Annotated in this window: 18 protein-coding genes and 2 pseudogenes; 7 read left to right on the top strand and 13 right to left on the bottom strand. The window is 72.8% G+C overall.

Annotated elements, in window-relative coordinates:
- Positions 1 to 33: 33 nt before the first annotated feature.
- Complete coding sequence (locus tag ACIBL4_RS23275; RefSeq protein ID WP_399413022.1) at positions 34 to 585, bottom strand: FHA domain-containing protein; 552 nt, start codon at positions 583 to 585, stop codon at positions 34 to 36.
- 173 nt (positions 586 to 758) lie between these two features.
- Here ACIBL4_RS23275 and treZ point away from each other — a divergent pair, with 173 nt between their 5' ends.
- Positions 759 to 2504 carry a malto-oligosyltrehalose trehalohydrolase gene (treZ, locus tag ACIBL4_RS23280; protein WP_399413024.1) on the top strand — a complete coding sequence of 582 codons (1746 nt, stop codon included), beginning with the start codon at positions 759 to 761 and terminating at the stop codon, positions 2502 to 2504.
- 23 nt (positions 2505 to 2527) lie between these two features.
- Here treZ and ACIBL4_RS23285 read toward each other — a convergent pair whose 3' ends face one another.
- Both ACIBL4_RS23285 and ACIBL4_RS23290 read right to left on the bottom strand, forming a co-directional pair.
- Positions 2528 to 3523, bottom strand: a complete 996-nt coding sequence (locus tag ACIBL4_RS23285) for an aminoglycoside phosphotransferase family protein (protein ID WP_399413495.1) — start codon at positions 3521 to 3523, stop codon at positions 2528 to 2530.
- Positions 3524 to 3570: 47 nt separating this feature from the next.
- Positions 3571 to 4698, bottom strand: coding sequence for an aminopeptidase P family protein (locus ACIBL4_RS23290; RefSeq protein ID WP_399413026.1), 1128 nt, complete (start codon positions 4696 to 4698; stop codon positions 3571 to 3573).
- A 263-nt stretch (positions 4699 to 4961) separates the two neighbouring features.
- Here ACIBL4_RS23290 and ACIBL4_RS23295 point away from each other — a divergent pair.
- Positions 4962 to 5134, top strand: a pseudogene (locus ACIBL4_RS23295) (phosphodiesterase); the annotation flags it as partial.
- Here the strand turns inward: ACIBL4_RS23295 and ACIBL4_RS23300 are convergent.
- From ACIBL4_RS23300 to ACIBL4_RS23325, 6 genes are all read right to left on the bottom strand, one after another.
- Entirely contained in the window at positions 5127 to 5687 is a 561-nt protein-coding gene (locus ACIBL4_RS23300; RefSeq protein WP_399413497.1) for a PDZ domain-containing protein, read from the bottom strand. The pseudogene ACIBL4_RS23295 and the gene ACIBL4_RS23300 sit on opposite strands and share 8 nt — an antisense overlap.
- Positions 5688 to 5898: 211 nt before the next feature.
- Entirely contained in the window at positions 5899 to 7749 is a 1851-nt protein-coding gene (phsA, locus tag ACIBL4_RS23305) for an O-aminophenol oxidase PhsA (RefSeq protein WP_399413499.1), read from the bottom strand.
- A 148-nt stretch (positions 7750 to 7897) separates the two neighbouring features.
- The gene (cyc2, locus tag ACIBL4_RS23310) at positions 7898 to 10063 is read right to left on the bottom strand and encodes a germacradienol/geosmin synthase Cyc2 (RefSeq protein WP_399413028.1); all 2166 of its coding nucleotides are present in this window, start codon (positions 10061 to 10063) and stop codon (positions 7898 to 7900) included.
- Positions 10064 to 10183: 120 nt separating this feature from the next.
- Positions 10184 to 11365, bottom strand: a complete 1182-nt coding sequence (locus ACIBL4_RS23315; RefSeq protein ID WP_399413030.1) for a damage-control phosphatase ARMT1 family protein — start codon at positions 11363 to 11365, stop codon at positions 10184 to 10186.
- A gap of 98 nt (positions 11366 to 11463) precedes the next feature.
- Positions 11464 to 12111: a ScbR family autoregulator-binding transcription factor gene (locus tag ACIBL4_RS23320; RefSeq protein ID WP_399413032.1), complete on the bottom strand. Its 648-nt coding sequence runs from the start codon at positions 12109 to 12111 to the stop codon at positions 11464 to 11466.
- Positions 12112 to 12411: 300 nt separating this feature from the next.
- Complete coding sequence (locus ACIBL4_RS23325; RefSeq protein WP_399413034.1) at positions 12412 to 14211, bottom strand: S8 family peptidase; 1800 nt, start codon at positions 14209 to 14211, stop codon at positions 12412 to 12414.
- A gap of 372 nt (positions 14212 to 14583) precedes the next feature.
- On the opposite strand from ACIBL4_RS23325, the gene ACIBL4_RS23330 reads away from it, so the two are divergent.
- On the top strand, positions 14584 to 15459 hold the full coding sequence (locus ACIBL4_RS23330) for a lytic polysaccharide monooxygenase (RefSeq protein ID WP_399413036.1): 876 nt from the start codon (positions 14584 to 14586) through the stop codon (positions 15457 to 15459).
- Positions 15460 to 15477: 18 nt separating this feature from the next.
- Here the strand turns inward: ACIBL4_RS23330 and ACIBL4_RS23335 are convergent, their stop codons facing one another.
- Positions 15478 to 16119, bottom strand: a complete 642-nt coding sequence (locus ACIBL4_RS23335) for a Tat pathway signal sequence domain protein (RefSeq protein WP_399413038.1) — start codon at positions 16117 to 16119, stop codon at positions 15478 to 15480.
- 692 nt (positions 16120 to 16811) lie between these two features.
- On the opposite strand from ACIBL4_RS23335, the gene ACIBL4_RS23340 reads away from it, so the two are divergent.
- From ACIBL4_RS23340 to ACIBL4_RS23350, 3 genes are all read left to right on the top strand, one after another.
- Positions 16812 to 17483 (top strand): DUF6230 family protein, encoded by a 672-nt coding sequence (locus tag ACIBL4_RS23340; protein ID WP_399413040.1) that lies wholly within the window; start codon positions 16812 to 16814, stop codon positions 17481 to 17483.
- Complete coding sequence (locus ACIBL4_RS23345; protein ID WP_399413042.1) at positions 17483 to 17941, top strand: DUF6114 domain-containing protein; 459 nt, start codon at positions 17483 to 17485, stop codon at positions 17939 to 17941. Before ACIBL4_RS23340 ends, ACIBL4_RS23345 begins: the two co-directional genes overlap by 1 nt.
- Positions 17942 to 18067: 126 nt before the next feature.
- Entirely contained in the window at positions 18068 to 19324 is a 1257-nt protein-coding gene (locus ACIBL4_RS23350) for a cytochrome P450 (protein WP_399413044.1), read from the top strand.
- A gap of 72 nt (positions 19325 to 19396) precedes the next feature.
- Here the strand turns inward: ACIBL4_RS23350 and tatA are convergent.
- Positions 19397 to 19648 (bottom strand): annotated as a pseudogene (gene tatA / locus ACIBL4_RS23355) (Sec-independent protein translocase subunit TatA); the annotation flags it as partial.
- 76 nt (positions 19649 to 19724) lie between these two features.
- Here tatA and ACIBL4_RS23360 point away from each other — a divergent pair.
- On the top strand, positions 19725 to 21287 hold the full coding sequence (locus ACIBL4_RS23360; RefSeq protein WP_399413046.1) for an LCP family protein: 1563 nt from the start codon (positions 19725 to 19727) through the stop codon (positions 21285 to 21287).
- Here ACIBL4_RS23360 and mgtA read toward each other — a convergent pair.
- Positions 21278 to 23791: a magnesium-translocating P-type ATPase gene (mgtA, locus tag ACIBL4_RS23365; RefSeq protein ID WP_399413048.1), complete on the bottom strand. Its 2514-nt coding sequence runs from the start codon at positions 23789 to 23791 to the stop codon at positions 21278 to 21280. The two genes, ACIBL4_RS23360 and mgtA, sit on opposite strands and share 10 nt — an antisense overlap.
- Complete coding sequence (locus tag ACIBL4_RS23370) at positions 23781 to 24128, bottom strand: ArsR/SmtB family transcription factor (protein WP_399413050.1); 348 nt, start codon at positions 24126 to 24128, stop codon at positions 23781 to 23783. Before ACIBL4_RS23370 ends, mgtA begins: the two co-directional genes overlap by 11 nt.
- Positions 24129 to 24192 lie beyond the last annotated feature (64 nt).

Consider the following 24192-nt stretch of genomic DNA (forward strand, 5'->3'; position numbering starts at 1 on the left):
TTTCCGGTCAGCCGGCCGCGGAGCGGTACCCGGTCAGTCGGCCGACAGCCTGAACGCCATCCGTCCGAAGCCGACCTGATCGCCCTCGCGGACGACGGCCGCGCCGACGACGCGCCGTCCGTTCACCGTCGTGCCGTTGGTGGAGCCGAGGTCGCGCAGCACCCACATGCCGCCCTGGTGGCGGAGTTCGGCGTGGACGCGGGAGACGGTCTCGTGGTTGAGGCGCAGTCCGCTGGCGGGGTCGCGGCCTATGCGCAGCGGGTGGCCGTGCGCCGGGTGGGGCAGCAGCAGCTTGGGCAGCTTCTCGGCCTGCCAGGCCCTGCGCAGCCGTACGGTGAAGCCGGAGACCGCCTCGACGGTGCCGAACACCACGCGGGAGAACCGGTTCTCCGTGGGCAGGTCGGCGGTGAGCACGGCGAGTTCGTCCGCGCGGCGGGCGGCGAGCGCCAGTTCCATGCGGCGGATGAACGTGTCATGGGACAGGCGGCCCATGGCGACGCCGTCACGGAGCACCTTCAGCGCCCTGTCGCGCTCCACGTCGGACAGCCGCGCGGGGTACGTGTTGAACTCGAAGGACGACGTCACGATCGTGATTGTCGGGCAGCGCGGCCGGGCTGTCCAGAAAACGGGAAAACGGCCGCCACGTGCCCGCATCCGCCGAGACCCGCCGCAAATGGGTGGATGCACCAGCGGATTGATCGCGTTTGACGCACCATGGACGGGCTACATCACGGTGAGCAGACGAAGGGGAACCGTCCGTGCAGTTCGAGGTGTGGGCACCGCAGGCAGGCCGTGTGACGCTCCGGTGCGACGGCGTCACGCGCGCGTTGGAGCGCGATCCGGAACGGGCGGGATGGTGGCGGGGCGAGGCGGACGCGCGCGACGGGTCCCGGTACGGCTTCGCCCTGGACGACGGCCCCGTACGGCCCGATCCGCGCTCGCGCCGGCAGCCGGACGGCCCGGACGGGCTGAGCGCGGTCGTCGACCACGAGCGGCACGAGTGGCGCGCGCAGTGGCGGGGGCGGCCGCTGCCCGGTGCGGTGCTGTACGAGCTGCACGTCGGGACGTACACCCGCGAGGGCACCCTGGACGCGGCCGCCGAGCGGCTCGGCCATCTCGCCGAACTGGGCGTCACGCACGTGCAGCTGATGCCGCTGTGCCCCTTCCCGGGCACGCACGGCTGGGGGTACGAGGGCGTCTCGCTGTGGGCCGTGCACGAGCCGTACGGCGGGCCCGAGGCGCTGAAACGCTTCGTCGACCGGGCCCACGAACTCGGCCTGGGCGTGGTCCTCGACGTGGTGCACAACCACTTCGGCCCGTCCGGCAACTACCTGCCCGAATTCGGGCCGTACCTCACGGACCGGCATCACACGCCCTGGGGCGCCGCGGTCAATCTCGACGCGCCCGGCTCGGACGAGGTGCGCGCGTTCCTCATCGGCAGCGCGCTGGCGTGGCTGCGCGACTACCGGATCGACGGGCTGCGCCTCGACGCGGTGCACGCGCTGGTGGACACGCGCGCGCTGCACTTCCTGGAGGAGCTGTCGACGGCCGTGGACGCCCTGGCCGCCGAGGTGGACCGGCCGCTGTTCCTGGTCGCCGAGACGGACCTGAACGACCCGCGGCTCATCACCTCCCGGAACGAGGGCGGACTCGGGCTGCACGCGCAGTGGAACGACGACTTCCACCACACCCTGCACACCACGCTGACCGGCGAGTCACAGGGCTACTACGCCGACTTCGCGCGCGCTCCCCTCGCCGGGCTCGCCAAGACCCTCACGGGCGGCTACTTCCACGACGGGACGTACTCCAGCTTCCGGGAGCGGCACCACGGGCGCCCCCTGGACCGTACGCGGGTGGCCGGGCACCGGCTGCTCGGCTACAGCCAGACCCACGACCAGGTGGGCAACCGCGCCCAGGGGGACCGCCTTTCGGCCCTGGTCTCCCCCGGGCTGCTGGCCTGTGCGGCCACGCTGACCCTGACGGCCCCCTTCACGCCGATGCTCTTCATGGGCGAGGAGTGGGCGGCGGGCACGCCCTGGCAGTTCTTCACCGACCACACCGACCCGGAGCTGGCGGACGCGGTACGGCGGGGCAGACGGCGGGAGTTCGCCGCGCACGGCTGGAAGGAGGAGGACGTGCCCGACCCGCAGGACCCGGCGACCCGGGACCGCTCCTGCCTCAACTGGTCCGAGCCGGAACGCGAGCCGCACGCGCGCGTGCTGGCCTGGTACCGGCAGCTCCTCGCCCTGCGCCACGAGCAGCCCGACCTGACCGATCCGGACCTCGCCGACACCAAGGTCGCCTACGACGAGGAGCGCCGCTGGATCGCCTTCCGGCGCGGGGACGTCCTCGTGGTGGTGAACCTGGCGCCGGAACCGGCCGCCCTGCCGCTCGGCGTCCCGCACGCGCGCGTGCTGGCCGCGTGGGAGCCGGTGGACACCCCCGGGGCGGACGGGGTGGTGCACGTGCCCGGGGAGTCGGGTGCGGTGCTGCTGCAGGAGTGACGTCCCTCGAAGGGCGTCGACCGTCAGAGGGCGTCGTCCGTGTCCCGCAGGTCCGTCACGCGTTCCAGCAGGATCGGCTCCCAGGCCCGGCGCAGCTGCGTGCGCAGCACGGTGAGCCGGGCCGTGTCCCGGCCCGGGAGGGCATCGGCGAGGTGGACGACCGTGTCGCAGCGGGCCAGCCACAGGCCGCGCAGGCAGGGGCGGGCGCCGTAGCCGGCGAGGGTGGCGGCGCGTACGGCGGCGGGTGAGCCGACGGCGAGCGCGAGGCCCGCGATGTCCTCGGCCGGGTCGCCGACGACCGCGCCGTCCCAGCCGAGGACGCCGCGCACGCGTCCGTCGGCGCTGACCACGAGATGGCCGCCCGTGAGCGCGTGGTGGGTGAGGACGACCGAGCCGGACTGCGCGGCGAGCTGGGCCGCGGCGGGCGCCGTGAGCTGGTTCAGGCGGGCGGCGTCGAACTCGTCGGCGTCGGCGAGGCGTTCGGCGGCGCGGACGGCGGCCCGGCGCAGCGCCTCCAGGGAGCGCGGCGCGGCACGCGGCACGCCGAGGGTCTCGGCCTGCCGGACCGGTACCTCGCGCAGCCCCGTGAGCAGTCCGGCGAGGTCGGCCTCGCCGACGGCGGACACGTCGTGCTCCTCGCCCGAGCCGCCGGGCACCCTGGTGTCCAGCGTGTAGGTCAGCCCGGGCGCCCACTCGCCGTGCGCCACGCTGACCGGCACCGTCACCGGGACGTGCGGGCGGACCAGGTCGCGCAGGCGCAGTTCGCGGCGCTGGCGCACGGTGGCCTCGCGGTCGGGGGCGAGGCGCAGCACGTGGCGGCTGCCGACCCACCAGGTGGCCGGGTCGGCGCCCTCGGTGGCGGGCCGGACGTCGGGGCCGACTGCGGAGCCCGTGCCCTGCCTGGGCTCCTTGCCGCCCGTGCCGCCCCTGCCCTCCTTGCCGTCCTGGCCGCCGTCCTTGAGCAGGGAACGGACCAGCCGGCGGACGGTGTCCGCGGTGGGTGTCGGTGCCTGGGTCATGGTCGCGCCGTTGCCGTTCGGGAGGCGTGTGGGGGACATCGGTGCCGTCACTCCACTATGACCAGCTCGCGGGAGGTGGTGTTCAGACGCCGCCCGCCGTCCTCGGTGACCGTCACGATGTCCTCGATGCGCACGCCGAACCGGCCGGGCAGGTAGATGCCGGGTTCCACGGAGAAGCACATGCCGGGCACGAGGGGCCGCTCCTCGCCCTCGATCATGTAGGGCGGCTCGTGGGTGGTGACGCCGATGCCGTGTCCGGTGCGGTGGATGAAGTACTCGCCGTAGCCGGCGCCGGCGATGACCGCGCGGGCGGCCCGGTCCACGTCCTGGCAGGCGGCGCCCGGCCGCACGGCCTGGAATCCCGCCTCCTGCGCCTCGCGCACGATGTCGTGCACCCGGCGCTCCGCGTCGGTGGGCTCGCCGACGTGGACCGTGCGGGAGGTGTCGGAGCCGTAGCCGTCCTTCAGGCCGCCGAAGTCGAGGACGACCATGTCGCCGCGTTCGATGACGCGGTCACCCGCCTCGTGGTGCGGGTTGGCGCCGTTCGGCCCGGAGGCGACGATGGTGAAGTCGACCTGCTCGTGTCCGTGGCGGCGCAGCAGCCGGTCGAGGTCCGCGGCCACCTCCGCTTCGCGGCGGCCTGCGAAGGGGACGTTCGTGATCTCCTCGAACGTCGCGTCGGCGGCGGCTCCCGCGGCCGTCATGAGCTCCAGCTCCGCCGCGTCCTTGACCGCGCGCAGCATCGGCAGGGCCTCGGTGAGTGACGTGTAGGAGCTGCCGGGCAGGGCCCGCTGCAACGCCAGCAGGTGCAGGGCCCAGGCGTTGTCGCTGATGCCGAACCGGCCCGAGGCGTCGAGCAGGGCGGCGGTGGCGGCGTAGGGGTCCTTGCCGTCGGTCCAGTCGCGCAGGGCGAGGGCGGACGCACCGGCCGCCCTCTGCGCGTCCGGGGCCTCCAGCGCGGGGACGACGAGGACGGGGTCCTGCCCGGCGGCGAGGACGAGCAGGGTGAGGCGTTCGGTGACCGCCGGTGGCGTGTAGCCGGTGAGCCACACCAGGTCCGGTCCCGGGGCCACCAGCAGGCCCGCGAGCCCGGCCTCGGCGGCGATCCGCGCGGCGCGCTCCATACGGGCCCGGTAGTCGTCGGCGGTGAAGGACGCGGCCGTTCTTGCGGTCATCCGGGCCTCCCAGGGACGGGCGAAGGGGCTACGGGCAGCATCCTGCCCGGCCGGAGGGGGCGGCGCGAGCGGTCTGCGCACTTCAGCCGGGCATCGACGCTGATGGCAGAGCGTTGCTCAGGCATTACAACTAATGCTTAGGTTCTCGACATCCATTAATCATTCGATCGAGAGGGCGTAGGACCGTGCTCGTTCGCACACATCAGCGATCTGCATCTGGACGGGAGCGCGCGGGCGGCGGAGCGCGCCGAGCGGGTGTGCGAGCGGCGACCTCGTTCGCGGGACGCCCCCTCGTCGTCGGCCCCGGTGTGACGTGGACGCTGCGGCTGCCCTGGGAGGGCGAGCAGGTCGCCGAGCGGGACGCGCCGCCCGGGATCGCCTTCCACGTCGTGACGACTCGGGGCGGCTCACGAGCCACTGCCGGGTGGTCATGTGACGACGGCCGGTACGACCGTCAGCTGCCGGTAGCCGCCGCTGCGGTGCCGCACCGTCAGTTTCACCTTCGCGCCGGGGCGGGCGCGGGCCACGGCCCGGGCCAGGTCGGCGGCCGTGTCGATGCGGGTCCCGCCGAAGACGAGGAGCAGGTCGCCGCGCACCAGACCCGCCTCCTGAGCCGGCCCGGGGACGTGGAGCCCGACGACCAGGGCTCCCGGCTTCCCGGCGTCCATGACCTCCACTCCGAGGGTCACGGCGGCGGGCGCGGAAGCGGCGGGCGACGTCGAGGGGCCGGCCGGTGGCGGCGTGTGCCGCCCTCGCGGATCGAGGCCCGCGCCCGTGCCGATCACCGTGGCGCCCATCGCCCCGAGACCGATCCCGGACAGGACCAGGACGACGCCGGCGAACCCGGCGAACAGCACGTTGAGCAGCCGCCGCACGCGGCGCCGGGCGGCGCGCGGATGGGGCCGTGACGGGCCGGATCCCGTCACCGACGCCGCGCCGTCGGGCTCCCGGCCCGGCATCGGCTTGGGTCGCAGCGCGGTCTGTTCCATGGCTCGCCTCCGGATGGTGCCGATCGCCTCCGGCGGAGGCGGAACGATCATGGCTGGTGCTCTACCCGGCACCGCGGCACGCGATGAGCCACGAAAGAGTGAGACTGACCGGCCTCGGAGGCGGCCATGCGCCCCGTCGGGGAGACCGGGACCAGGGCGCGGCTCGCACCGCACCCGGCGTGCCGGGTGCGGTGCGAGCCGCGCGTCCGGTTCAGCCCGTGTGGCCCTCCCCGTGGCCGCCGTGGGCGCCGCCGTGGTCGAACTTCAGCACCTGCGCGGGCATCACGACGAAGGGCCGCATCATGCCCATGTCCTCGTGCTCCAGCAGATGGCAGTGGTACATGAACCGGCCGTGCGCGCCGTCGAACTTCCCCATGACGCGCAGCATCTGGTTCCCGGGCACCCGGAAGACGTCCTTCCAGCCGAGCTCGTTGGGCGCGAGCGGGACGGAGGTGCCGGCGTCGTAGCGGATCGGCGTGCGGGTGCCGCCCACCGCCGGGTCGAAGCCCGACACGTCGTAGCCGTCACGGCCCAGGAGCTGGAAGTCGGCCAGATGGATGTGCATGGGATGGACGATGGGCGCGAGGTTGAGGAAGCTCCACTGCTCGTGGCTGCCCTCGGCGATGGTGTATCCGAGGGCGTCGTTGAACGTCCGTGCCGTGCGCCGGTACGTCTTGGTCCTGCCGTCCGGGCCGGTGACCTGGATGACGCCGTCCGTGGGGACCTGGATGTCGCCCGGGTGCTCGACCTCCGCCATCTCCCATATCTCGGGGTGGCCACCGGCGCCCTTCGTGGCGGGCGGGGTGAGGACGACCAGACGGTGGCCGTGCCCGATGTCGTGGGTGAGGCGGCGGAAGGAGCCGGAGAGCACGGTGGGCAACTCGAAGGTGTCCGGCTCGCAGGTCTCCCCGATCCGGAACTCCATGACGGCCGGATACGGCACGTCACCCGCCGGGTCCGGCACGCCCGGCGGCTGGTTGCGGCCCTTGTTGACCAGGCGCAGCGTCCGGCCCTCGAACCCACGGAAGTCGGCCAGCAGGTCGAAGCGCTCGGCCGGGGCCGCGGTCAGCGTGGGCAGGCTCTCGTCGAAGTCGACCGGGACGGGGCGCGGCAGCAGCCCGCCATCGCTGCCGATCTGGTGGAGGACGCCCGGGACCGGGTTGTTCTCCTCGTCGACGAGGACGAGGTCGTAGATGCGCGCGTTGGAGGCGTTGACCAGCCGGAACCGGTACCAGCCGGCCTCGACGGCGGCGTACGGCCAGATACGGCCGTTGACCGTGGTGTACGGGCCGGTGAACGGGATGGAGACCGGCTTGCCCGTCTCCGGGTTCGCGTCCTGGACGATGACCGTCTTGTGCAGCAACCGGCCGTTGAGGCGGCCGTCCTCGTCGGTGTCGAGGTTGCGGTCGGCGAGCAGCAGCGGGATCTCCCGCTCCCCGCGCGGCAGACGCAGGGCGTCCTCCTCGTCGTCACGGACGAGGTAGGTGCCGTACAGGCCGGCCATCACGTTCCACCGGGTGATGTTCATGGCATGGTCGTGGTACCACCACTGCACCGCTTGGTGGTCGTTCGGATACTCCGAGAGCTGGGCGTCACCGAAGGCGACCGCGTTGTCGGCCCAGCCGTCGTTGCCGCCGCCGGTCTGCGCGCCGTGCAGGTGGGTCACGGACCAGGCGGGCAGGGCCGTGACGTCCTTGTTCGGTTCGGCTCCGTCGCGCCCCGGCTCGGTGCTCGACTGCGGGCGGCCGTCGCGGCGCAGTTTCACCTCGACGGAGGTGACCGGGTACTCGCTGTCCTTCGGGATGCGGTTGGTCCAGGCGATGCGCACGCGCTGTCCGCGCCGGACCTCGATGGTCGGGCCCGGCACCTGGCCGTCGTAGCCCCACATCAGGGTCGGCGGGAGCTGCGGGTGCAGGCGCACCCAGGTGGGGCGCAGGGCGATCTCGGTCTCGCGCAGGACGTCGCCGGAGGCGGGACGCAGGACGGGCGGGACGGGCAACGGCGCGACGTACGGCGTCAGTTCGGCCGGTGCGGGTGCCGGTGCCCGGTCCCCCGTGTCCATGGCGTCGGCCGGCTTGTCGATGATCTCGGTCAAGGTGAAACCCCCGTGTGGTGCGTTGTCTGTTCCTCTCCCTCAAGAAGACCCCCGGCGCACCACCGGGGGTTCCGTCATGTCCCGTTCCGAGTCGATCTGGCCGGAAAGCGCCGCCTCAGCGGAAGGCGGGTACGGGCACGGCCGGCGGCCGGTCCGGGAGGAAGCCGTGGGCGCGCCGGGACAGCCACTCGTCCTTGTAGCGGTCCACCTCGCGATGCCAGTTGAGGATGCCCGCCATCCAGTTCCGCAGGTCCGTCACGTACGTCCCCATGGCCGCGCGCGCTTCCTCCGTGAGCTGGAAGTCGTCGTACAGGACGGGCAGTTCGTGCGCGACGACGTGCTCGAACTGGCGCATGCGCTGGCTCATCAGGTCGTGCACGATGCCGAGCCCGGTCGGGTAGTCGCAGCCGAAGAAGGTCTGCACGACGAGGATCGCGTTGTGGATCTCACCCTCGAACTCGATCTCCTTCTGGTACGAGAAGACGTCGTTGAGGAGGCACGCGAAGTCCATCGCGGCGTTCTCCAGGGAGCGGACCGGGCCGCTGCGGTAGACCTCGGGCGGGACGGCCGGGCCGTGTCCCATCCGGCACAGGCTCAGGGTGAGATCGGAGCCGAAGGTCGCGCGGCGCATCTCCAGGTAGTCGACCGGGTCGGGCACGCGGTTCTGGAGCTGGTTGGACAGCTCCCACACCCAGCTCTCGGTCATGACGTTGATCGCGTCCTTGAGCGTGCGCCGCGCGCCGGGCGTCATCCCCGCGGTGGTGCGCACCCACAGGTCGAGCAGGCCGCGCTCCATGGCGTTGACCGGGAGCAGCGGCTCGTCGCCGTCGACGGGCATGCAGTCGGACAGGCGGGCCGTGGTCAGCCGTGCGGCGGCCAGGTCTCGGCGGTGGCCGTAGACCAGCGGGTAGTAGTCGTCGCCGTAGGTGCCCCAGGCGAGCCACTGAGCGCTGAGGTCGAGGGCCTCGGGGGTGGCGTCCGGGTCGAGGCCGGCCGAGCAGAGCGCGAGGTCGTAGGCCCGCAGCTTGTCCTCGTCCCAGACACCCTCGGCGAGGATGCCCATCCGCTCCACCCAGTCGCGCAGACTCCGGCGGGCGCTGTCCAGGTGCGGGCTGAGCTCCAGGGGGAACGGCATGCGGATGTCGGGGATCCGTGACGGCCCGACCTTCTGGTACGGCACGTGCGTGTAGGAGCGCAGCCGCTCCGCCCCGGCCGTGGCGAGCAGGGCGCGGACGTCGGCGGCCGAGGTGCCGATGCCGGTGCATCCCGGCCATGGGCTGCCGCCGCGCACCGCGTTCTCGTTCATGTAGCGGCTGGAGCGCAGATGCCACTCGTGGCCGCCGGACTGCCAGTCCTGAAGCCCCTTGGTGTACGCCGCCACGGCCGCGACCTCGCCGGGGGTGAGGCCGTTCTCCAGGGCCACCGCGGGCACTTCGGTGAACGCCGTGTGCTCGAACTGCTGGAGGCGGGAGGTGAGGACGTCGTTGACGGTGTCCGCGGCCTCCTGGGTGGTGCACCCGAAGAAGGTCTCCAGGACGAGCACGCCGTTGCTGAGCTCGCCCTCGTCCTCGACCTCCCGCTGGTAGGAGAACAGGTCGTTGCGCAGGTGCACGGCGTCGGAGAACGTCTCCATCAGCACCCTGAGCGGCCTGGACTCCGCGACGGACGCGGGCACTTCGGCCGTCGCGTACTCCACGAGGCCCGCCGACCAGGGGGCGCCGCCCACCTTGCGGCGCATCTCGATGTACTCGACGGGGTTGGCGATCCGCCCCTCGTTGATGTTGGACAGCTCCCACAGGGACTCGTTCAGCAGGTGCTCGGTCGCCACGGCGAAGCGGCGGCGCCAGTCCTGCGACATCGTCGGCACCGTACGGGCCCACAGGTCGGCGAGGCCCGCCTCGACCGGGTTCTCCGGCTCCGGCACGGGAGTCGAGAGGTCCAGCGGCATGAACAGGGGCAGCCGGTCCAGGTGGGCCTTGCCGGCGAGGCGGTCCTGGCTGCGCTTGTACTTCTCCAGGAAGTGGTCGTCGAAGAAGAAGACCCACACGTACCAGTCGGTGATGAGGGAGAGGGCGGGACCGTCGCAGTCGGGGTGGGTGTAGGCGCAGAGCAGGCCGTAGTCGTGCGCGTCGAGGTCGGCCTGGTCCCAGACGCCGGAGCCCTCCAGCATGCCCATCTCGCGCGCCCACTCGGCCGAATGGGCCCGGGCCTCCTCGAGATGGGGGTTCAGCCGCGGGGGATGCGGCATGTAGAAGTGCGGGAGTTCGAACGGCTGCGTCATGGCCGGGCCCTACCCGGCGTCCGGCGGCGGCATCCGCCGGGCCGGACATGATCACACCATCGCGTGAATCGGGGCTGAATGCGGGTGCGCTCGCGGGAGGTTGTGTGAGTTTGTGGCCCCCTAGGGGGTCCGCAGCTGGATCAGGGCATGTGTGCCGCTGGTGCGCCAGCGCCGGCCCTCCGCCGCGACGAGTTCCGCCTCGGTGCGGGCGTCGAGGCCGGTGATCACGTCGGACTTGAGGGTGCGCAGGGCGGCGACGGGGCCGGGGAAGTAAGCGGTGACGTCCGCGAACGGCGTGGTCGGTTCCCAGAGTTGGTCGCCCACCAAGCGGCGGTAGTTGAGGTCGCCCTTGACGACGGTGAGCGTGGCCGAGGCGAAGTCGGCGCGCAGGTCGCCGGGCATCTCCTCGTACGGCAGCGGGGCGCAGGAGAAGGGGTGGGCCCGGAGGGTCAGGCGGCCGTCGGCCAGGGCGGACCACAGGCGCTGTCCGTACTCGGCGGCCGCTCCGCCCGCACGGGTCAGCCGGCGCAGTGCGTCGACGACATCGGCTGTGGTGGCGTCGGAGACGTAGTACGGGTACGGCTTGACGTGCAGGACAGCCCGTCCGATGCGCCCGTGGGCCAGCAGGTGGGCGATGAGGAGCAGGTCGGGGACGAGTTCGCGGCCCGCGTTGTCGGCGACGAGGCACAGGGTGCCGGTGCCGGTGCTGCCGAGCAGGGCCCACAGGCGGTCGCTGTCGTCGGCCACCAGTCCGGGGGCGGCCTCGGCGGCCCGTGCACCCTCGGCGGAGAGACGGAAGCCGAGGTCGGCGCGATTGCCCCAGAGGGAGCCGTGCAGCAGGGCCTGTGCCTGTTCTCCGGCGGGCCGGCCGGCGAGGTCGTCGAGCGCGGCCAGTTCCTCGTCGGTCTCGCGGGAGTCGAGTTCGGCCAGTTTGGAGGGGCGGAAGGGGTCGATGCCCTGCCAGGGGCCGGGGCCGAAGTAGCCGACGGCCTGGAGCAGCCTGCGGTAGAACCAGCTCTCGGACCAGAGCCACGGCACGTCGAACCAGGACCGGCCGGTGTACTCGCGCAGCCCCCAGCTGTCCCATAGGCCGCGGTCGTGCGCGTCGGCCGGGAGCGGTTCGATCTCGCCCTTGGTGCAGTTGGCCAGCAGCTCGTCGAGCGCGCGGTGCTGCCAGGGCTCGTACGGGAAGGCCTCGCGCACCTGCCGGATGATGGCCGGGTGCCGCTCGGCCAGCACGCTGTGAGGGAAGGAGCCCGGCTGGTCGCCGAGGAGCACGGGTGCGGATGGGGTGTCGGGCATACGGCTCACCGTAACGCGCGGGCGCCCCTCCCCGGCCAGCGTGACCGCGCCCCGGCCGGGTCCGTTCGCAGCGTCCTGCCCGAAACCGTCAGATACCGTCAGACCGGTGCCAGTTCGCGTTCCAGGCGGGCCGCCAGGCTCAGGTAGCGGGCGCGGCGGGTGACCGGGACCAGGCCGCGGATGAGTATGTTCCACATCTCGGCCGTCCGGCGGGGCTGGCGCGCGACGGGCTCGCGGGAGCGGCCCACGACCCGGGTGCCGACGAAGAAACAGACCAGGGAGTGGGCCACGACGTCGATGTCGATGTCCGGCTGGACGTCGGACTCCTTGACCGCGCCGACGAGCCGGGCCGTGACGATGTCCAGCCACTCCGTGAACGGATGGCTCAGCGGCGGACGGGGCCGGATCCCGCCGGTGGCGAGCCGCAGTCCGGCCCGGAGGACCGGGTCCTCGACGGACATGCGGGTGATGCCGAACGTGAGGCGCATCAGCGCCTCCAGGGACGTGTGGCCGCGATGGTCGGTCTCCGCGGCCAGCCGGCGGGCGGTGTGCGACTGGAGTTCGAGGATCGCGTGCGCGAGGTCCTCCTTCGCCGCGAAGTGGAAGTACAGGGCGCCCTTGGTGACCTGAGCGTGCTCCACGATGTCGCTGAGACTGGTCGATTCGTAGCCGCGACGGTCGAACAGGTCAGCGGCGGCCGTGATGATCGTCGAGCGGGTCTGCTCGGCTCGCAACTGCCTCGCCATCGACTGAACTCTCCCGGGACGGAAATGAACGGGTCATGCCGTTTGTTTTTACCCCCCGTACACGATAACTCACCCTCAGACGGCGTTCACCACACCAGTGCACCGGAGTGCGGGTGCACATCCGGCAAAACAATCGCAACTGATGAAAGAAAACAGCGCGTTCGGTATCTAACTGTGGGGGTTGTGCGGCCGCACGTAAAGACGGGCCGGCCGGTGCCCCATCCGCACCGGCCGGCCCGCCCGCTCGTGAGCTGCCCGTTCAGCGTCCTCGTCGAAGGAGGACCGGGAGATTCAGAAGGATCAGAAGGTCAGCTTCCAGCCGTTGAGCGTGCCGGTGTCCTGCGCCGCCGTGTCCTGGACGCGCAGCTTCCAGGTGCCGTTGGCGCTCTCCGCGGAGGCGTTCACCGTGTAGGTGGTCTTCACGTCGTCGGCGGAGTCCGAGGCGGCGGACTTCAGACGGTACGCCGAACCGTCCGGCGCGACCAGGTCGATGACGAGGTCACCGCGGTAGGTGTGGGTGATGTCGACGCCGACCTGGAGGGCGGAGGGGGCGTTGCCGCTGCGGCCGGTGACGCTGATCGGCGACTCGATCGCCGCGCCGTTGTCGGGGATGGCGACGGCGGTGGTGCTGGAGAAGGTCGTGCCGGTGGACGTACCGCCCTTGACGGCCTGGACCGTCTTGGCGGCGTCGGCGAGGCCGGCGCCGCAGCCGCCGGAGCAGGTGCCGGGCAGCGGACGGGCGTTGGCCTTGATGGCCGACTCGATCTGGGCCGGGGTGAGGGCGGAGTTGGCCGACTTCATCAGGGCGGCGAGGCCCGCGACGTGCGGGGTGGCCATGCTGGTGCCCTGGTAGTAGGCGTAGCTCTCGCTCGACGGCGTCTTCGTGCCGGAGTTCAGCGTGGACAGGATGCCGTTGGCGGTGGAGGTCCTCGTCTCGCCGCCGGGGGCGGAGATGTCCACGAGCGAGCCGTAGTTGGAGTACGAGGCCCGGCTGCCCGCGCGGTTGGTCGCGGCGACCGCGATGACGTTGTTGCAGTTCGCCGGGGACGCGCCCGAGACGTTCTGGTTCTCGTTGCCGGCCGCGACGACGACCGCGGTGCCGCGGTTCACGGCGCCGTTGATGGCGCTCTGGGTGGCGCTGGAGCAGGCGCCGCCCCCGCCCAGGCTCATGTTGATGACCTTGGCGACGTTGGTGTTGGCGGGGACGCCGGAGACGGTGCCGCCGGACGCCCAGGTGATGGCGTCGATGATGTCGGAGTCGTAGCCGCCGCACTTGCCGAGGACGCGGACCGGGGAGATCTTCGCGCCGTGGGCGATGCCGGCGACGCCCTTGCCGTTGTTGGTGGCGGCGGCGATGGTGCCGGCCACGTGCGTGCCGTGCCAGGAGGAGTTGGACGCCGGGATGCCCGCGCCGCACTCGTTCGCGTTGTACCAGTCGCCCGGGTCGGCCGGGTTGCTGTCACGGCCGTCGCCGTCGACGGAGACGGCGGTGTCGGCGATGAAGTCGTAGCCGCCGACGATGTTCGCGGCCAGGTCGGAGTGGGTGACGTAGCCGGTGTCGATGACGGCGACGGTGACGCCGGTGCCGGTGGTCGTGTCCCAGGCGGCCGGGACGTTCATGCCCGCGGTGGACTCGAACAGGTCCCACTGCTTGCCGTAGTCGGTGTCGTTCGGCGTGACGGCCGTCGGCTTGTTCAGGCGGTCCGGCACGACGTAGGCGACCTGCGGGTCGGCCTCGTACTGGGCGACGACGTCGGCGACGTCCGCCCGGGCGGGGTTCGTGCCCAGGTCGACGAGGGCGGCGCCGGTGCCGAGGCGGCGCTGGAAGTCGACGTCCTCGCCGGTCTTCTCGGCCTTGGCCGCGGCGTCGGCGGCGGCGGCCTTGTCGGACTTCGCCTCGGAGGCGCCGGACTTATAGCCGACGATGAGCCGCTCGGCCGGGGCGCCGGGGGCGGCCTCAGTCTGTGCGGCCGGGACGGCGGCGGGCCCGGGCGCGGTCTCCTGGGCGACGGCGACCGAGGCGGGGGCGGCGGTCAGCAGGGCGGCGGAGACGGCGGCGACGGATATCAGCTTCCGTCTGAACTCTGGGGAGATACGCACGGTCGTTGCCTTTCGTGGCCGGACTCCGGGCAGGGCGGAGCGGCGGTGGATGCGCTTCCTCGCTGAAGCGGAGGGGGGTGGTTCGAAAGAGCGACGCGGTGGCCGGCCAGGCGTGTGGGGAGCGACCCGTTCGGGGTTACCTGTGGGTCAGCTGTGGTCGAACGATAGGCAAAGGGCAGGTCATCGGGATACGGGGGAAACCCTCGATCCAGCCGGAAACCGACCCTCTATGGCGGGCAGTTGGGCGCGAATGGCCCGTTTTTCGAACAGGTCGTGGCGTGGTGAACGCGCCGGGCCTGTTGCCCGTATTGCACTACCGACCGCTCCATTGCACCACCGAACGCTCCGGCCCGGCCGAGGAGACGCAGACGGATGTCCCGTACGACCGCACACCGCGCCGCGCTCGCGGCCGCCCTCGTGACCCCGTTGCTGCTGCCGCTGTGGGCGGCGGGTCCGGCGCGGGCGCACGGTGCGCCGACGGATCCCGTGAGCCGGGTGGTGGCCTGCTCCCCCGAGGGCGGCGACCGGGCGGGCTCGGCGGCCTGCCGCGCGGCCGTCGCCGCGAACGGCGCACCCTTCACCGCGTGGGACAACCTGCGGGTGGCGAACGTGGCCGGCCGGGACCGGCAGGTCGTCCCCGACGGGAAGCTGTGCAGCGGGGGCCTGCCCGGCTACAAAGGGCTCGACCTCGCCCGCGCCGACTGGCCGGCGACCCGGATGACGCCCGGCGGGACACTGACCATGCGGTACGTCTCGACGATCCCGCACACCGGCACGTTCCGGATGTACCTGACGAAGCCCGGTTACGACCCGGCCGGGCCGCTGTCCTGGTCCGACCTGCCCGAGAAGCCGTTCGCCGAGGTGAAGGACCCGGCCCTGAGGGACGGCGCGTACCGCCTTGAGGCGACCCTGCCGTCCGACCGTACCGGGCGGCACGTGCTGTACACGGTCTGGCAGAACAGCAGTACGCCGGACACGTACTACTCGTGTTCGGATGTGGTGTTCCCGGACAGGCCCGAGAAGAAGAAGGAGGACAAGCCCAAGACGAGCGAGAAGGAGAGCGCCCCGGTGGCCTCTCCAGTGGCCTCTCCCTCCGCATCCGCTGCCGAAGCTGCGTCCGGATCCCCGGTCGCATCCACCTCCGAACCCCCCTCCGGCCCGTCCACGCCCATGCTGGCGGGCGGCGCCGCGGCGGTGCTGGTGCTCACCGGCGGCGCCGCCCTGGCGGCACGGTTGCGTCGGCGCTGAACCGACGCTCGTCAGGGGTCAGTTGACGTTGACGGCGACGCCTCCCTTGGTCACCGGGGCGTACTTGGCGGTGAAGAAGGCGTTGGCGAAGCACAGCGAGGAGCCGGACACCTTCGTGAACTGCTGGTTGGTGAAGGAGATGCTGTTGTCGGCGTTGTCCGCCTTGCCGGTCAGGCTGGGGGCCCGGTAGACGCAGGTGATGGTGCCGAGCAGGGTGCGCAGCCTGACGGTGGACTGGATGACGGAGCCCTCGGCCGGGGTCACGGAGACGGTGCCGTCCGAGGACACGCTGCTGGTGTAGGGCAGGTTGTCGACGGTGATGCCGCTGACGCCGAGCACTCCGACGACGTTGGCGGTGCAGCCGCTGGTGTCGAAGGTGTGCGAGGTCAGGGACTCGGTGGCGGTGCCGGGGGCGGCCGGGTTGTCGGTGACGGTGGCGGCGAACGCCGACGAGGTGCACGAGATGCCGCTGGTGCCGGTCGCGCTGGAGTAGAAGGTGGCGGCGGTGCCGCTCGCCAGGGAGGCGTTGAGGACGTCGCCGACCGCGACGGCCGCGCCGTCGGTGGTGGTCAGGACGGGGGTGTCGGCCGCGGAGGCGGGGGCGGTGAGCCCCAGGGCGGCGACGGCGGCGGTGAGGGTGAGGAGGGTGCGCGTACGCATGCGGGTGTACCTCTTCTCGTTGCGGGGTGGGGGTGCTGGGGACGCGGTTCGGCGTCCGCCGTTGCCGGCCCGTTACGCCTTCTCCGTACGTGACGGACCGGCAACGGCAGACCGGTGACCGGCCGGAGACACGCACGGGGACGGGCCGCCGGCCGGGCCGGGCGGGGGGGTTGTGGCACGGCGCACCGGGGAAGGGCCCGTGCCGGTGCCGTGGAGGGTCGGACCCGGGCAGTGGAAAGCCCGTGCGGACGCACCGGGCGGCGAGCTGCCCGTACGGGACGAGCGGTTCCGGGACACGCGGACGGTGCCGCGCGGCGGATCCGGCGCCACGGATCCGGTGAGACGAGGAGAGTTGTAGACCTGGTCGTCAGCCAACGTCAAGGGCTCGCAAGGGAGTTGTGCGTCCGCTGCACGTTCATGAAGGGCGCCGACTCACATGTGGCGCACATTCGCCACTCTTTGTTCACACTTCCCTTGACCCTTCATGTAACCCCCGGTAACTTCCGAGTCGGCTACTGCGGCGTAACGAGAAAGCCCTTGCAACCGCCGGGAGTTGCGGGGAGACGTGCGTACGCGGTCGATGTCCGCGCCAGGGCAACGTGCCATCGAAGTCGCACCTCGCAACCCATGTGCCGCCGAAGTCGCAACGTGCCACGCAGTCCGATCCGCACCGACACGCACCTGGAGCAGACATGACCTCCTCCGCCGAGCACACCTCCGACAGACCGGAAGGCACCGCCGCCGCGGACGCCGGTGACGTCCCCGCGCGCCTCGGGCGGGTCCGGGCACGCCGGGCCGCCGTGATGGCGGTGCCGGCCGCCGCGGTCGCCGCCGGCCTCGCGATCCTCACCGCCGAGGGGGCGCTGGGCGTGCAGTTCGCCATCTCCGGCATGCCGTTCACGGTCACCGCCACCGAGCTGAACGGCACCGGCTTCGCACAGTTCGGCGGTCTGGACGAGATGGCCGAGGGCAGCCCCAACGCGGGTGACACCGGCGGTCAGGTGCTGGTCGTCACCTCCGTGATCAAGGAGGCGACGCTCACCAAGCTGTGCCAGAGCGTCGACCTGGGCGGCACGAACCTGGTCATCAGGGCGGGCGAGGGCGCGGCGAAGGTCCGGGCCAGCGACCTGACCACCGACTCCACGGAGCTCACGGGTGACGCGGCCTTCAAGAACATCGAGATCGGCAACGACGCCAGCACGCTGAACAAGGCCGGGCCACAGGGCCGTGGGCCGAAGGGCGTGTTCAGCCAGCAGTCCGACACCGTGCACATCGCCAAGCTGCGGCAGACCAACTACGCCACGACGGCCGGTGTGTTCAAGCTGCCCGGGCTGAAACTGGGCTTCAGCGGGTCGGGTTGCTGATGCCCGGCGGTCCACACGGGACGTTCCGGTCCGCCTTCCGCCAGTGGCGGGCGGACCGGCCCTTCTGGGGCGGGCTGCTGCTCGCCCTGGGCGGGGCGGAGGTCCTGCTCACCCTGAAGGCGTCGCTGGACGTCATCCTGCACGTCGGCATGCAGGGACTGGCCGGCTATCTGCTCCCGGCCGTGATGCTGCTGTGCGGCGTGCTGATCCTCTTCAACCCCTCCCAGCGCCTGTTCTATTCGGTCATCGGGGTGCTGGTCTCCCTGGGGACCTGGCTGACCTCGAACCTGGGCGGCTTCTTCGTGGGCCTGCTCCTCGGCGTGGTCGGCAGCTGCCTCACCTTCGGCTGGCTGCCGGACCAGGAGCCGCGCGTCAGCCGGCGCCGGCGCAGGAAGGCGGCCCCGGCCGCGAAGGCGGTGGCTCAGCCCGTGGAGCGGGAGGCCGGCCGGACCGCCTGAAACAGGCCACTGATTCTCCGTCCTCTGGCGCCGCCCGGCCGCGGCCACTTGGCTGGACGCGGCACGTACCGCCCACGAGGCGTCCGCGTGCCCCGCGAACCGCCGCCAGCCCAGGGAGAGAGTCCGATGGAGTTCACACACCCGATAGTGATCGACCCGACCGGCCGCGACATCCACGGCGAGGCCGCCCGGATCCGCGAGCGCGGACCCGTCACCCCCGTCGAACTCCCCCACGGTGTCCCGGCCTGGGCGGTCAGCAGCGCCCCGCTGCTGAAGCGGCTGCTCACCGACCCGCGGGTGTCGAAGGACGCACGCAGGCACTGGCACCGCTGGCTCGACGGCGAGGTCTCACCGGACTGGCCGCTGTACACCTGGGTCTCCGTGCAGAACATGTTCACGGCCTACGGCACCGACCACAAACGGCTGCGCACCATCGTCTCCAAGGCGTTCACCGCCCGCCGCACCGCCGAGCTGCGGCCCCGGATCGAGGAGATCACCGCGGCGCTGCTCGACCGGGTCGCCAAGGCCGGGGCGGGCGGTGGGGCGGACGGCCACGCGGTCGATCTGCGCGAGGAGTTCTGCTATCCGCTGCCCATCCAGGTCATCGGCGAACTGCTCGGATTACCCGAGGAGTTGGGGCCCGAGCTGCGTGCCGTGGTGGACAGCGTCTTCCACACCTCGGCTGACGCGGCCGAGGTCGCCGACACCTACGCCCGGTTCTACGCCGTCCTCGGTGAGCTCGTCGCCGCGAAACGGGCGGCGCCCGGCGACGACCTGACGAGCGCGCTGATCGCGGCCCGCGAGGAAGAGAGCGGTACGCGGCTCAGCGAGCAGGAGCTGCTCGACACGCTGATGCTGATGATCAGCGCCGGTCACGAGACGACGGTCAACCTGCTCGACAACGCCGTCCACGCGTTGCTCACCCACCCCGGCCAGCTCGCGCACGTTCTCGGCGGTCGCGCCTCCTGGGACGACGTGATCGAGGAGACCCTGCGGGCCGAGGCGCCGGTGGCCAGCCTGCCGCTGCGGTACGCCGTGGAGGACCTGCCCCTCGGCGAACTGGGCGGCCCCCAGGGCAGTGTGATCCGCAAAGGCGAGGCGATCCTCGCCGCCTACGCCGCCGCCGGACGCGACCCGGAGCAGCACGGCCCGGACGCCGGCACGTTCGACGTCACCCGCGCCGTGAAGGATCATCTGGCCTTCGGATACGGCGTCCACCACTGCCTGGGCGCACCGCTCGGCCGGCTGGAGGCGCGCGTGGCCCTGCCGGCCCTGTTCGCGCGGTTCCCCGGCCTGGCCCTCGCCGTACCGGCGGACGAGCTGCGGCCGGTGGACTCGTTCATCTCCCACGGCCATCGGTCGCTGCCGGTCCTGACGGGCTGACGGTCGGGGGGGGGGGGGCCCCCCCCCCCCCCCGGGGCGGGGGGGGGCCCCCCCCCCCCCCCACCCCCCGCGGGGGCCCCCCCCCGGGCCGGGGGGGGGGGCGGGCCGGGCGGGGGGGGGGGGGGGGGGGGGGGCCCGGGCGGGGGGGGGGGGGGGGGGGCCCGCCGCGCCCTCCTCCTTCAGCGCCTTCGCCTCGCTCTTGAGGATCCGCATCGAGCGGCCGAGCGAGCGCGCCGTGTCGGGCAGTTTCTTCGAGCCGAACAGGACGATCACGACGATCGCCACGATCAGCAGATGCCAGGGCTCCAGTCCGTTGCGCAGCACGTCATGCCCTCCCTCTCATCGACAGTTGCTACATTGCGCAACTGTACAACCCCGGGTGAGAGGCAAGAAGACGCCGATGACGGTCACCAGCAACCGGAGGACTCCGCCGCCGCGGCACAGGGCCGCCGCGCGGGACGACAGGCAGCGGCGCGGTCGCCGGCGCGGCCGTGACCGTAAACGTGGCCGTGACCGTGGCCGTGGCATACGGGTCGGGCTCGTCGTCTGTCTGGCCCTGCTCGTGCTCGCCGCGGGCGGAGCCGGCTGGCTGTATCTGAAGCTGGACGGCGACATCAGCACCTTCGACTCGGGCGGCCTCTCCGACAACCGCCCTGAGGCCGGTTCGTCGCAGGGGGAGAACGTCCTGGTCATCGGCTCCGACACCCGCACCGGCGGCAACGAGGCGCTGGGCGGCGGCGACAAGGACGACGTGGGCCGCTCCGACACCGCGTTCCTGCTGCACGTCTACGCCGACCACCGGCACGCCATCGCCGTCTCCATCCCCCGCGACACCCTGGTGACCATCCCGCCGTGCAAGCTGCCGGGCGGAGGCTGGACGAAGGCACAGCCGGACACGATGTTCAACGCGGCGTACTCGGTCGGCCAGACGGCCAAGGGCAACCCCGCCTGCACGCAGAACACCGTCGAACAGCTCACCGGCCTGCGCGTGGACCACACCGTCGTCGTCGACTTCAAGGGCTTCGCCCGGCTGACGGACGTGGTGGGCGGTGTCAAGGTGTGCCTGCCGCAGGACGTCTACGAGAACGACCTCAACCCCCACCTCACCGCCCCGGGCAAGCTGCTCTTCCACAAGGGCGAGCAGACCGTCTCGGGCCAGAAGGCGCTGGACTACGTCCGCATCCGGCACGGCATCGGCGACGGTTCCGACATCGGCCGGATCAAGCGCCAGCAGGCATTCGTGGCGAGCCTGCTCAAGGAGGTGAAGAGCGAGGGCTTCACTCCGACGCGGCTGCTGCCGCTGGCCGAGGCCGCCACGAAGTCGCTGACCGTCGACCCCGGCCTCGGCTCCGCGGACAAGCTGATGTCCTTCGCGTTGTCCCTGAAGGACATCGACCTGCACAACACGAAGTTCGTGACCTTGCCCTGGCGCTACGAGGGTTCACGGGTCGCGGTCGTGCAGCCGGACGCCGACGCGCTGTGGGCCGCGCTCCGGGCCGACCGCACGATCGACGGCAAGAGCGCCGGCGGGAAGAGGACCGGGACGCCGGGTTCCGCGGCGTCCGCCTCCCCCGCTCCGGTCTCCGGTGCGGGCATCGACGTCGCCGTCTACAACGGCACCTCCGTCTCCGGCCTGGCCGCCCGCGCCGCCGCCGCTCTCACCTCGGACGGCTTCACCGTCACGGGCACGGCGACGGCGTCCGCCCAGGACCACACCACGACACTGGTCGAGTACGGCCCCGGCCTGGAGGACCGCGCCCGGACGGTGGCGGCGGCCTTCCCCGGCGCGGAGCTCCAGCCCGTGACCGGCAGCGGGATCAGTGTCGTGCTGGGGCAGTCGTACGCGGACGGCCCGGCGGCGACCGCGTCCGCGTCCCCGGCTCCGTCCGCCGTGCCGTCGGAGATCGCCGCCGGTGCCCGGTCCGCGGACGACAACCCCTGCTCGAACCTCACCTACGGCTGACGCCTCACCTGCCAGGCCCGGGCCGCCGTCAGGGCCAGGGCGTACAGGCCGAGGACGACGGCCGGCAGGAGGTAGTACGCGGCGGGCAGGGCCGTCATGCCGAGGGCCGTGCCGAGGGGGCTCGGCGGCAGCAGCAGGCCGACGGCGGCGAGGCCGGCCGCCGCGAGACCGACCGGGCCGGGGGCACGGCCCCCCTCGTCGCGCCGGCCGGTGCGCAGGAGCAGCATCACCAGGGCCTGGGTGAGCAGGTTCTCGGTGAACCAGGCGGAGTGGAACACGGCTTCGTCGTCGACGGCGTCGGGGCCGTCGAGCGCGAACGCGAGGACGGCGAACGTGGCGAGGTCGGCGACCGCGTTGAGCAGGCCGAAGCCGGTGACGAACCGGAGGAAGGAGCGCGGCCGCAGCACGGCCGGACCGCGCAGGGCCGCCGCGCCGGGACGGTCGTGGGCGAAGGCGAGCTGGGCGGCGTCGAAGCAGAGGTTCTGGGCGAGCACCTGGGCCGGGAGCATCGGCAGGAAGGGCAGGAGCAGGCCCGCGGCGAGCATCGCGACGACGTTGCCCAGGTTGGAGGAGAGCGTGACGCGCAGGTATGAGGCGATGTTGCCGCTCGCGTGCCGCCCGGCGGTGATGGCGTGGCCGATCGCCGTGAGGTCCTTCTCGGCGAGGACGACGTCGGCGCTCTCCCGTGCCACGCCGACGGCGGAGCGGGGCGCGAGGCCGACGTCGGCGGCACGCAGCGCGGCCACGTCGTTCACGCCGTCACCGAGGAAGCCGACGGTGTGCCCGGCGGCGCGCAGGGCGGCGACGACCCGGGCCTTGTCCTGCGGGGTGCAGCGGGCGACGACGGTCGCCTCCCCGGCGGCCTCGGGGCCTTGCAGCTGTGCGGCGGTCCGTATCTCCCCGGGATCCAGGCCGAGTTCGCGGCAGGCCCGGGCGGCTGTGGCCGGATGGTCGCCGGTGAGGACCTTCACGGTGACGCCCCGGTCGGCCAGACCGCGCAGGGCCTCGGCGGCGGTCGGGGCGAGGGCGTCCCGGAAGGTCACCAGGCCCCGGAAGGTCAGGCCCCGCGTGCCGGGCGGCCCGGGCGCACCGGCGGGGCGGTCGGCCGTCGCGACGGCCAGTACCCGCAGCCCGGCGTCCGCCTCCCGGGCGGCGAGCGCCAGCAGCCGTTCGCGCTCCCCAGGCTGAGCCGCACAGCGCTCCACCACGGCCTCGGCGGCGCCGGTGACGACGACGGTGTGGCGCCCGAGGGAGCCGCGCACCACCGCCGTCGAGAAGCGCCGTACCGGGTCGAACGGCACCGCGTCCACCCCGTCGCACTCCTCGCCCACCGGCCCGGCCGCCGCCAGCAGGGCCTCGTCGAGGGCGTCGGGCGCGGGCAGTTCGGCGAGCTGGAGGGTCCACCAGGCGCCGACGGCGGCCCAGCGCAGCACCTCCGGGTCGTCCCGGCCGGCCGCGTCGAGGGCCCGTGCGAGGACCGGCCGGTCCTGGGTGAGGGTGCCGGTCTTGTCGACGCACAGCACGTCGACCGCGCCCAGGTCGTGCAGCGCGGGCAGCCGTTTGACGATGACGCCGTGGGTGCGGGCGAGCAGGGCGGCGCCCCGGGCCAGGCAGGTGGTGACGATCACCGGCAGCATCTCGGGCGTCAGACCGACGGCGACCGCGACGGCGAAGGGCAGGGTCTCCAGGCCGCGTCCGCGCAGCGCGGCGTTCGCCATCAGGACAAGGGGCGGCGTCAGCAGCATGAAGCGGATCAGCACCCAGGAGATGCCGTGCACGGACCGGTCGAAGGCCCCGCCCTCCCGGGGTGTGGCCGGCTGCCGGTGGGCGGCGGCGAACCGGGTGGCGCCCCCGGTGGCGACCACGACGGCCGTACCGCTGCCCGTGGCGACGGTGCTGCCCTGGAAACACAGCGGGGTCTCGTCGTCCCCTCCGGATCCGGCCGGTCCCTCCACCGCCCTCTTGGCCACCGGCGCCGACTCCCCGGTGAGGGCGGCCTGGTGCACTGTGAGTCCGCGGGCGCGCAGCAGTCGTACGTCCGCCGGGACGAGGTCGCCGGGGCCGAGGCGCAGGACGTCGCCGGGGACGAGTTCGGGGACCGGCACCTCGCGGGGCCGGGGCGGTTCCCGGTCGGTGTCGCGCCGCAGCACCGTGGCCGTGCCGGCGACCAGTTCGCGCAGGGCGGCCATGGAGCGGTCGGCCCGGTGCTCCCCGCTCGCGCGCAGCACGCAGCTGACCGCGACCAGGGCGAGGATGACCACGGCGGTGCCCCAGGAAGCGACGGCGGCGGACACCAGGCCGAGGCAGAGCAGGACGGCGGTGAAGGGGTCGCGCAGGGCGTGCGCGCACCGGCGGGGCCAGGACGGCGTGCGCCGGTCCGGCAGGGTGTTCTCGCCGTGGGTGAGCAGCCTGGCCGCGGCCTCGCTCCCGGTCAGTCCCCGGGGGCCCGACTCCAGCCGCCGCAGCACCTCCAGGGTGGTGCCGTCGGCGGTCTCAGAGCCCATGGAGGCGGCGGCGCGGCGGCGCCGCCCGGTCCGTGAGCCGGCCCACCAGGAGCCGTACGACGTCGACGATGTCGGGGTCGTCGACGTAGTACACCTGCCGGCGGCCCTCGCGGCGGGAGCCGACGAGTCCGGCCAGCTTCAGCTTGGTGAGGTGCTGGCTGACCGCGGGCAGCGCGCCGCCGACCCGCTCGGCGAGCCCGGTCACGTCGCTCTCGCCCTGGGCCAGCGCCCAGACGATGTGCAGCCGGGCGGGCGAGGCAAGCAGTCCGAAGGAGGCGGCCGCCCGGTCGAGCACGTCGGCGGGCGGGTCCTCGAAGCCACTGCCGGCTGCCGCCACCGTCGCCGTCCCTTCCGTCGCCTGCGTCGTCCTGTGAGCCGCACCAGTCTAGGCTGCCCCGGCG

The organism is Streptomyces sp. NPDC050416 (assembly GCF_044458845.1).
GTDB lineage: Bacteria > Actinomycetota > Actinomycetes > Streptomycetales > Streptomycetaceae > Streptomyces.

What these genes read in the sequence shown, in the direction of transcription:
- ACIBL4_RS23330 (WP_399413036.1), top strand. Translation starts at nt 14,584, where the DNA reads ATGTCCCGTACGACCGCACACCGCGCCGCGCTCGCGGCCGCCCTCGTG.
- phsA (WP_399413499.1), bottom strand. Translation starts at nt 7,749, where the DNA reads ATGGACACGGGGGACCGGGCACCGGCACCCGCACCGGCCGAACTGACG.
- cyc2 (WP_399413028.1), bottom strand. Translation starts at nt 10,063, where the DNA reads ATGACGCAGCCGTTCGAACTCCCGCACTTCTACATGCCGCATCCCCCG.
- ACIBL4_RS23320 (WP_399413032.1), bottom strand. Translation starts at nt 12,111, where the DNA reads ATGGCGAGGCAGTTGCGAGCCGAGCAGACCCGCTCGACGATCATCACG.
- ACIBL4_RS23340 (WP_399413040.1), top strand. Translation starts at nt 16,812, where the DNA reads ATGACCTCCTCCGCCGAGCACACCTCCGACAGACCGGAAGGCACCGCC.
- mgtA (WP_399413048.1), bottom strand. Translation starts at nt 23,791, where the DNA reads ATGGGCTCTGAGACCGCCGACGGCACCACCCTGGAGGTGCTGCGGCGG.
- ACIBL4_RS23335 (WP_399413038.1), bottom strand. Translation starts at nt 16,119, where the DNA reads ATGCGTACGCGCACCCTCCTCACCCTCACCGCCGCCGTCGCCGCCCTG.
- ACIBL4_RS23285 (WP_399413495.1), bottom strand. Translation starts at nt 3,523, where the DNA reads ATGACCCAGGCACCGACACCCACCGCGGACACCGTCCGCCGGCTGGTC.
- ACIBL4_RS23315 (WP_399413030.1), bottom strand. Translation starts at nt 11,365, where the DNA reads ATGCCCGACACCCCATCCGCACCCGTGCTCCTCGGCGACCAGCCGGGC.
- ACIBL4_RS23360 (WP_399413046.1), top strand. Translation starts at nt 19,725, where the DNA reads ATGACGGTCACCAGCAACCGGAGGACTCCGCCGCCGCGGCACAGGGCC.
- ACIBL4_RS23290 (WP_399413026.1), bottom strand. Translation starts at nt 4,698, where the DNA reads ATGACCGCAAGAACGGCCGCGTCCTTCACCGCCGACGACTACCGGGCC.
- ACIBL4_RS23345 (WP_399413042.1), top strand. Translation starts at nt 17,483, where the DNA reads ATGCCCGGCGGTCCACACGGGACGTTCCGGTCCGCCTTCCGCCAGTGG.
- ACIBL4_RS23350 (WP_399413044.1), top strand. Translation starts at nt 18,068, where the DNA reads ATGGAGTTCACACACCCGATAGTGATCGACCCGACCGGCCGCGACATC.
- ACIBL4_RS23300 (WP_399413497.1), bottom strand. Translation starts at nt 5,687, where the DNA reads ATGGAACAGACCGCGCTGCGACCCAAGCCGATGCCGGGCCGGGAGCCC.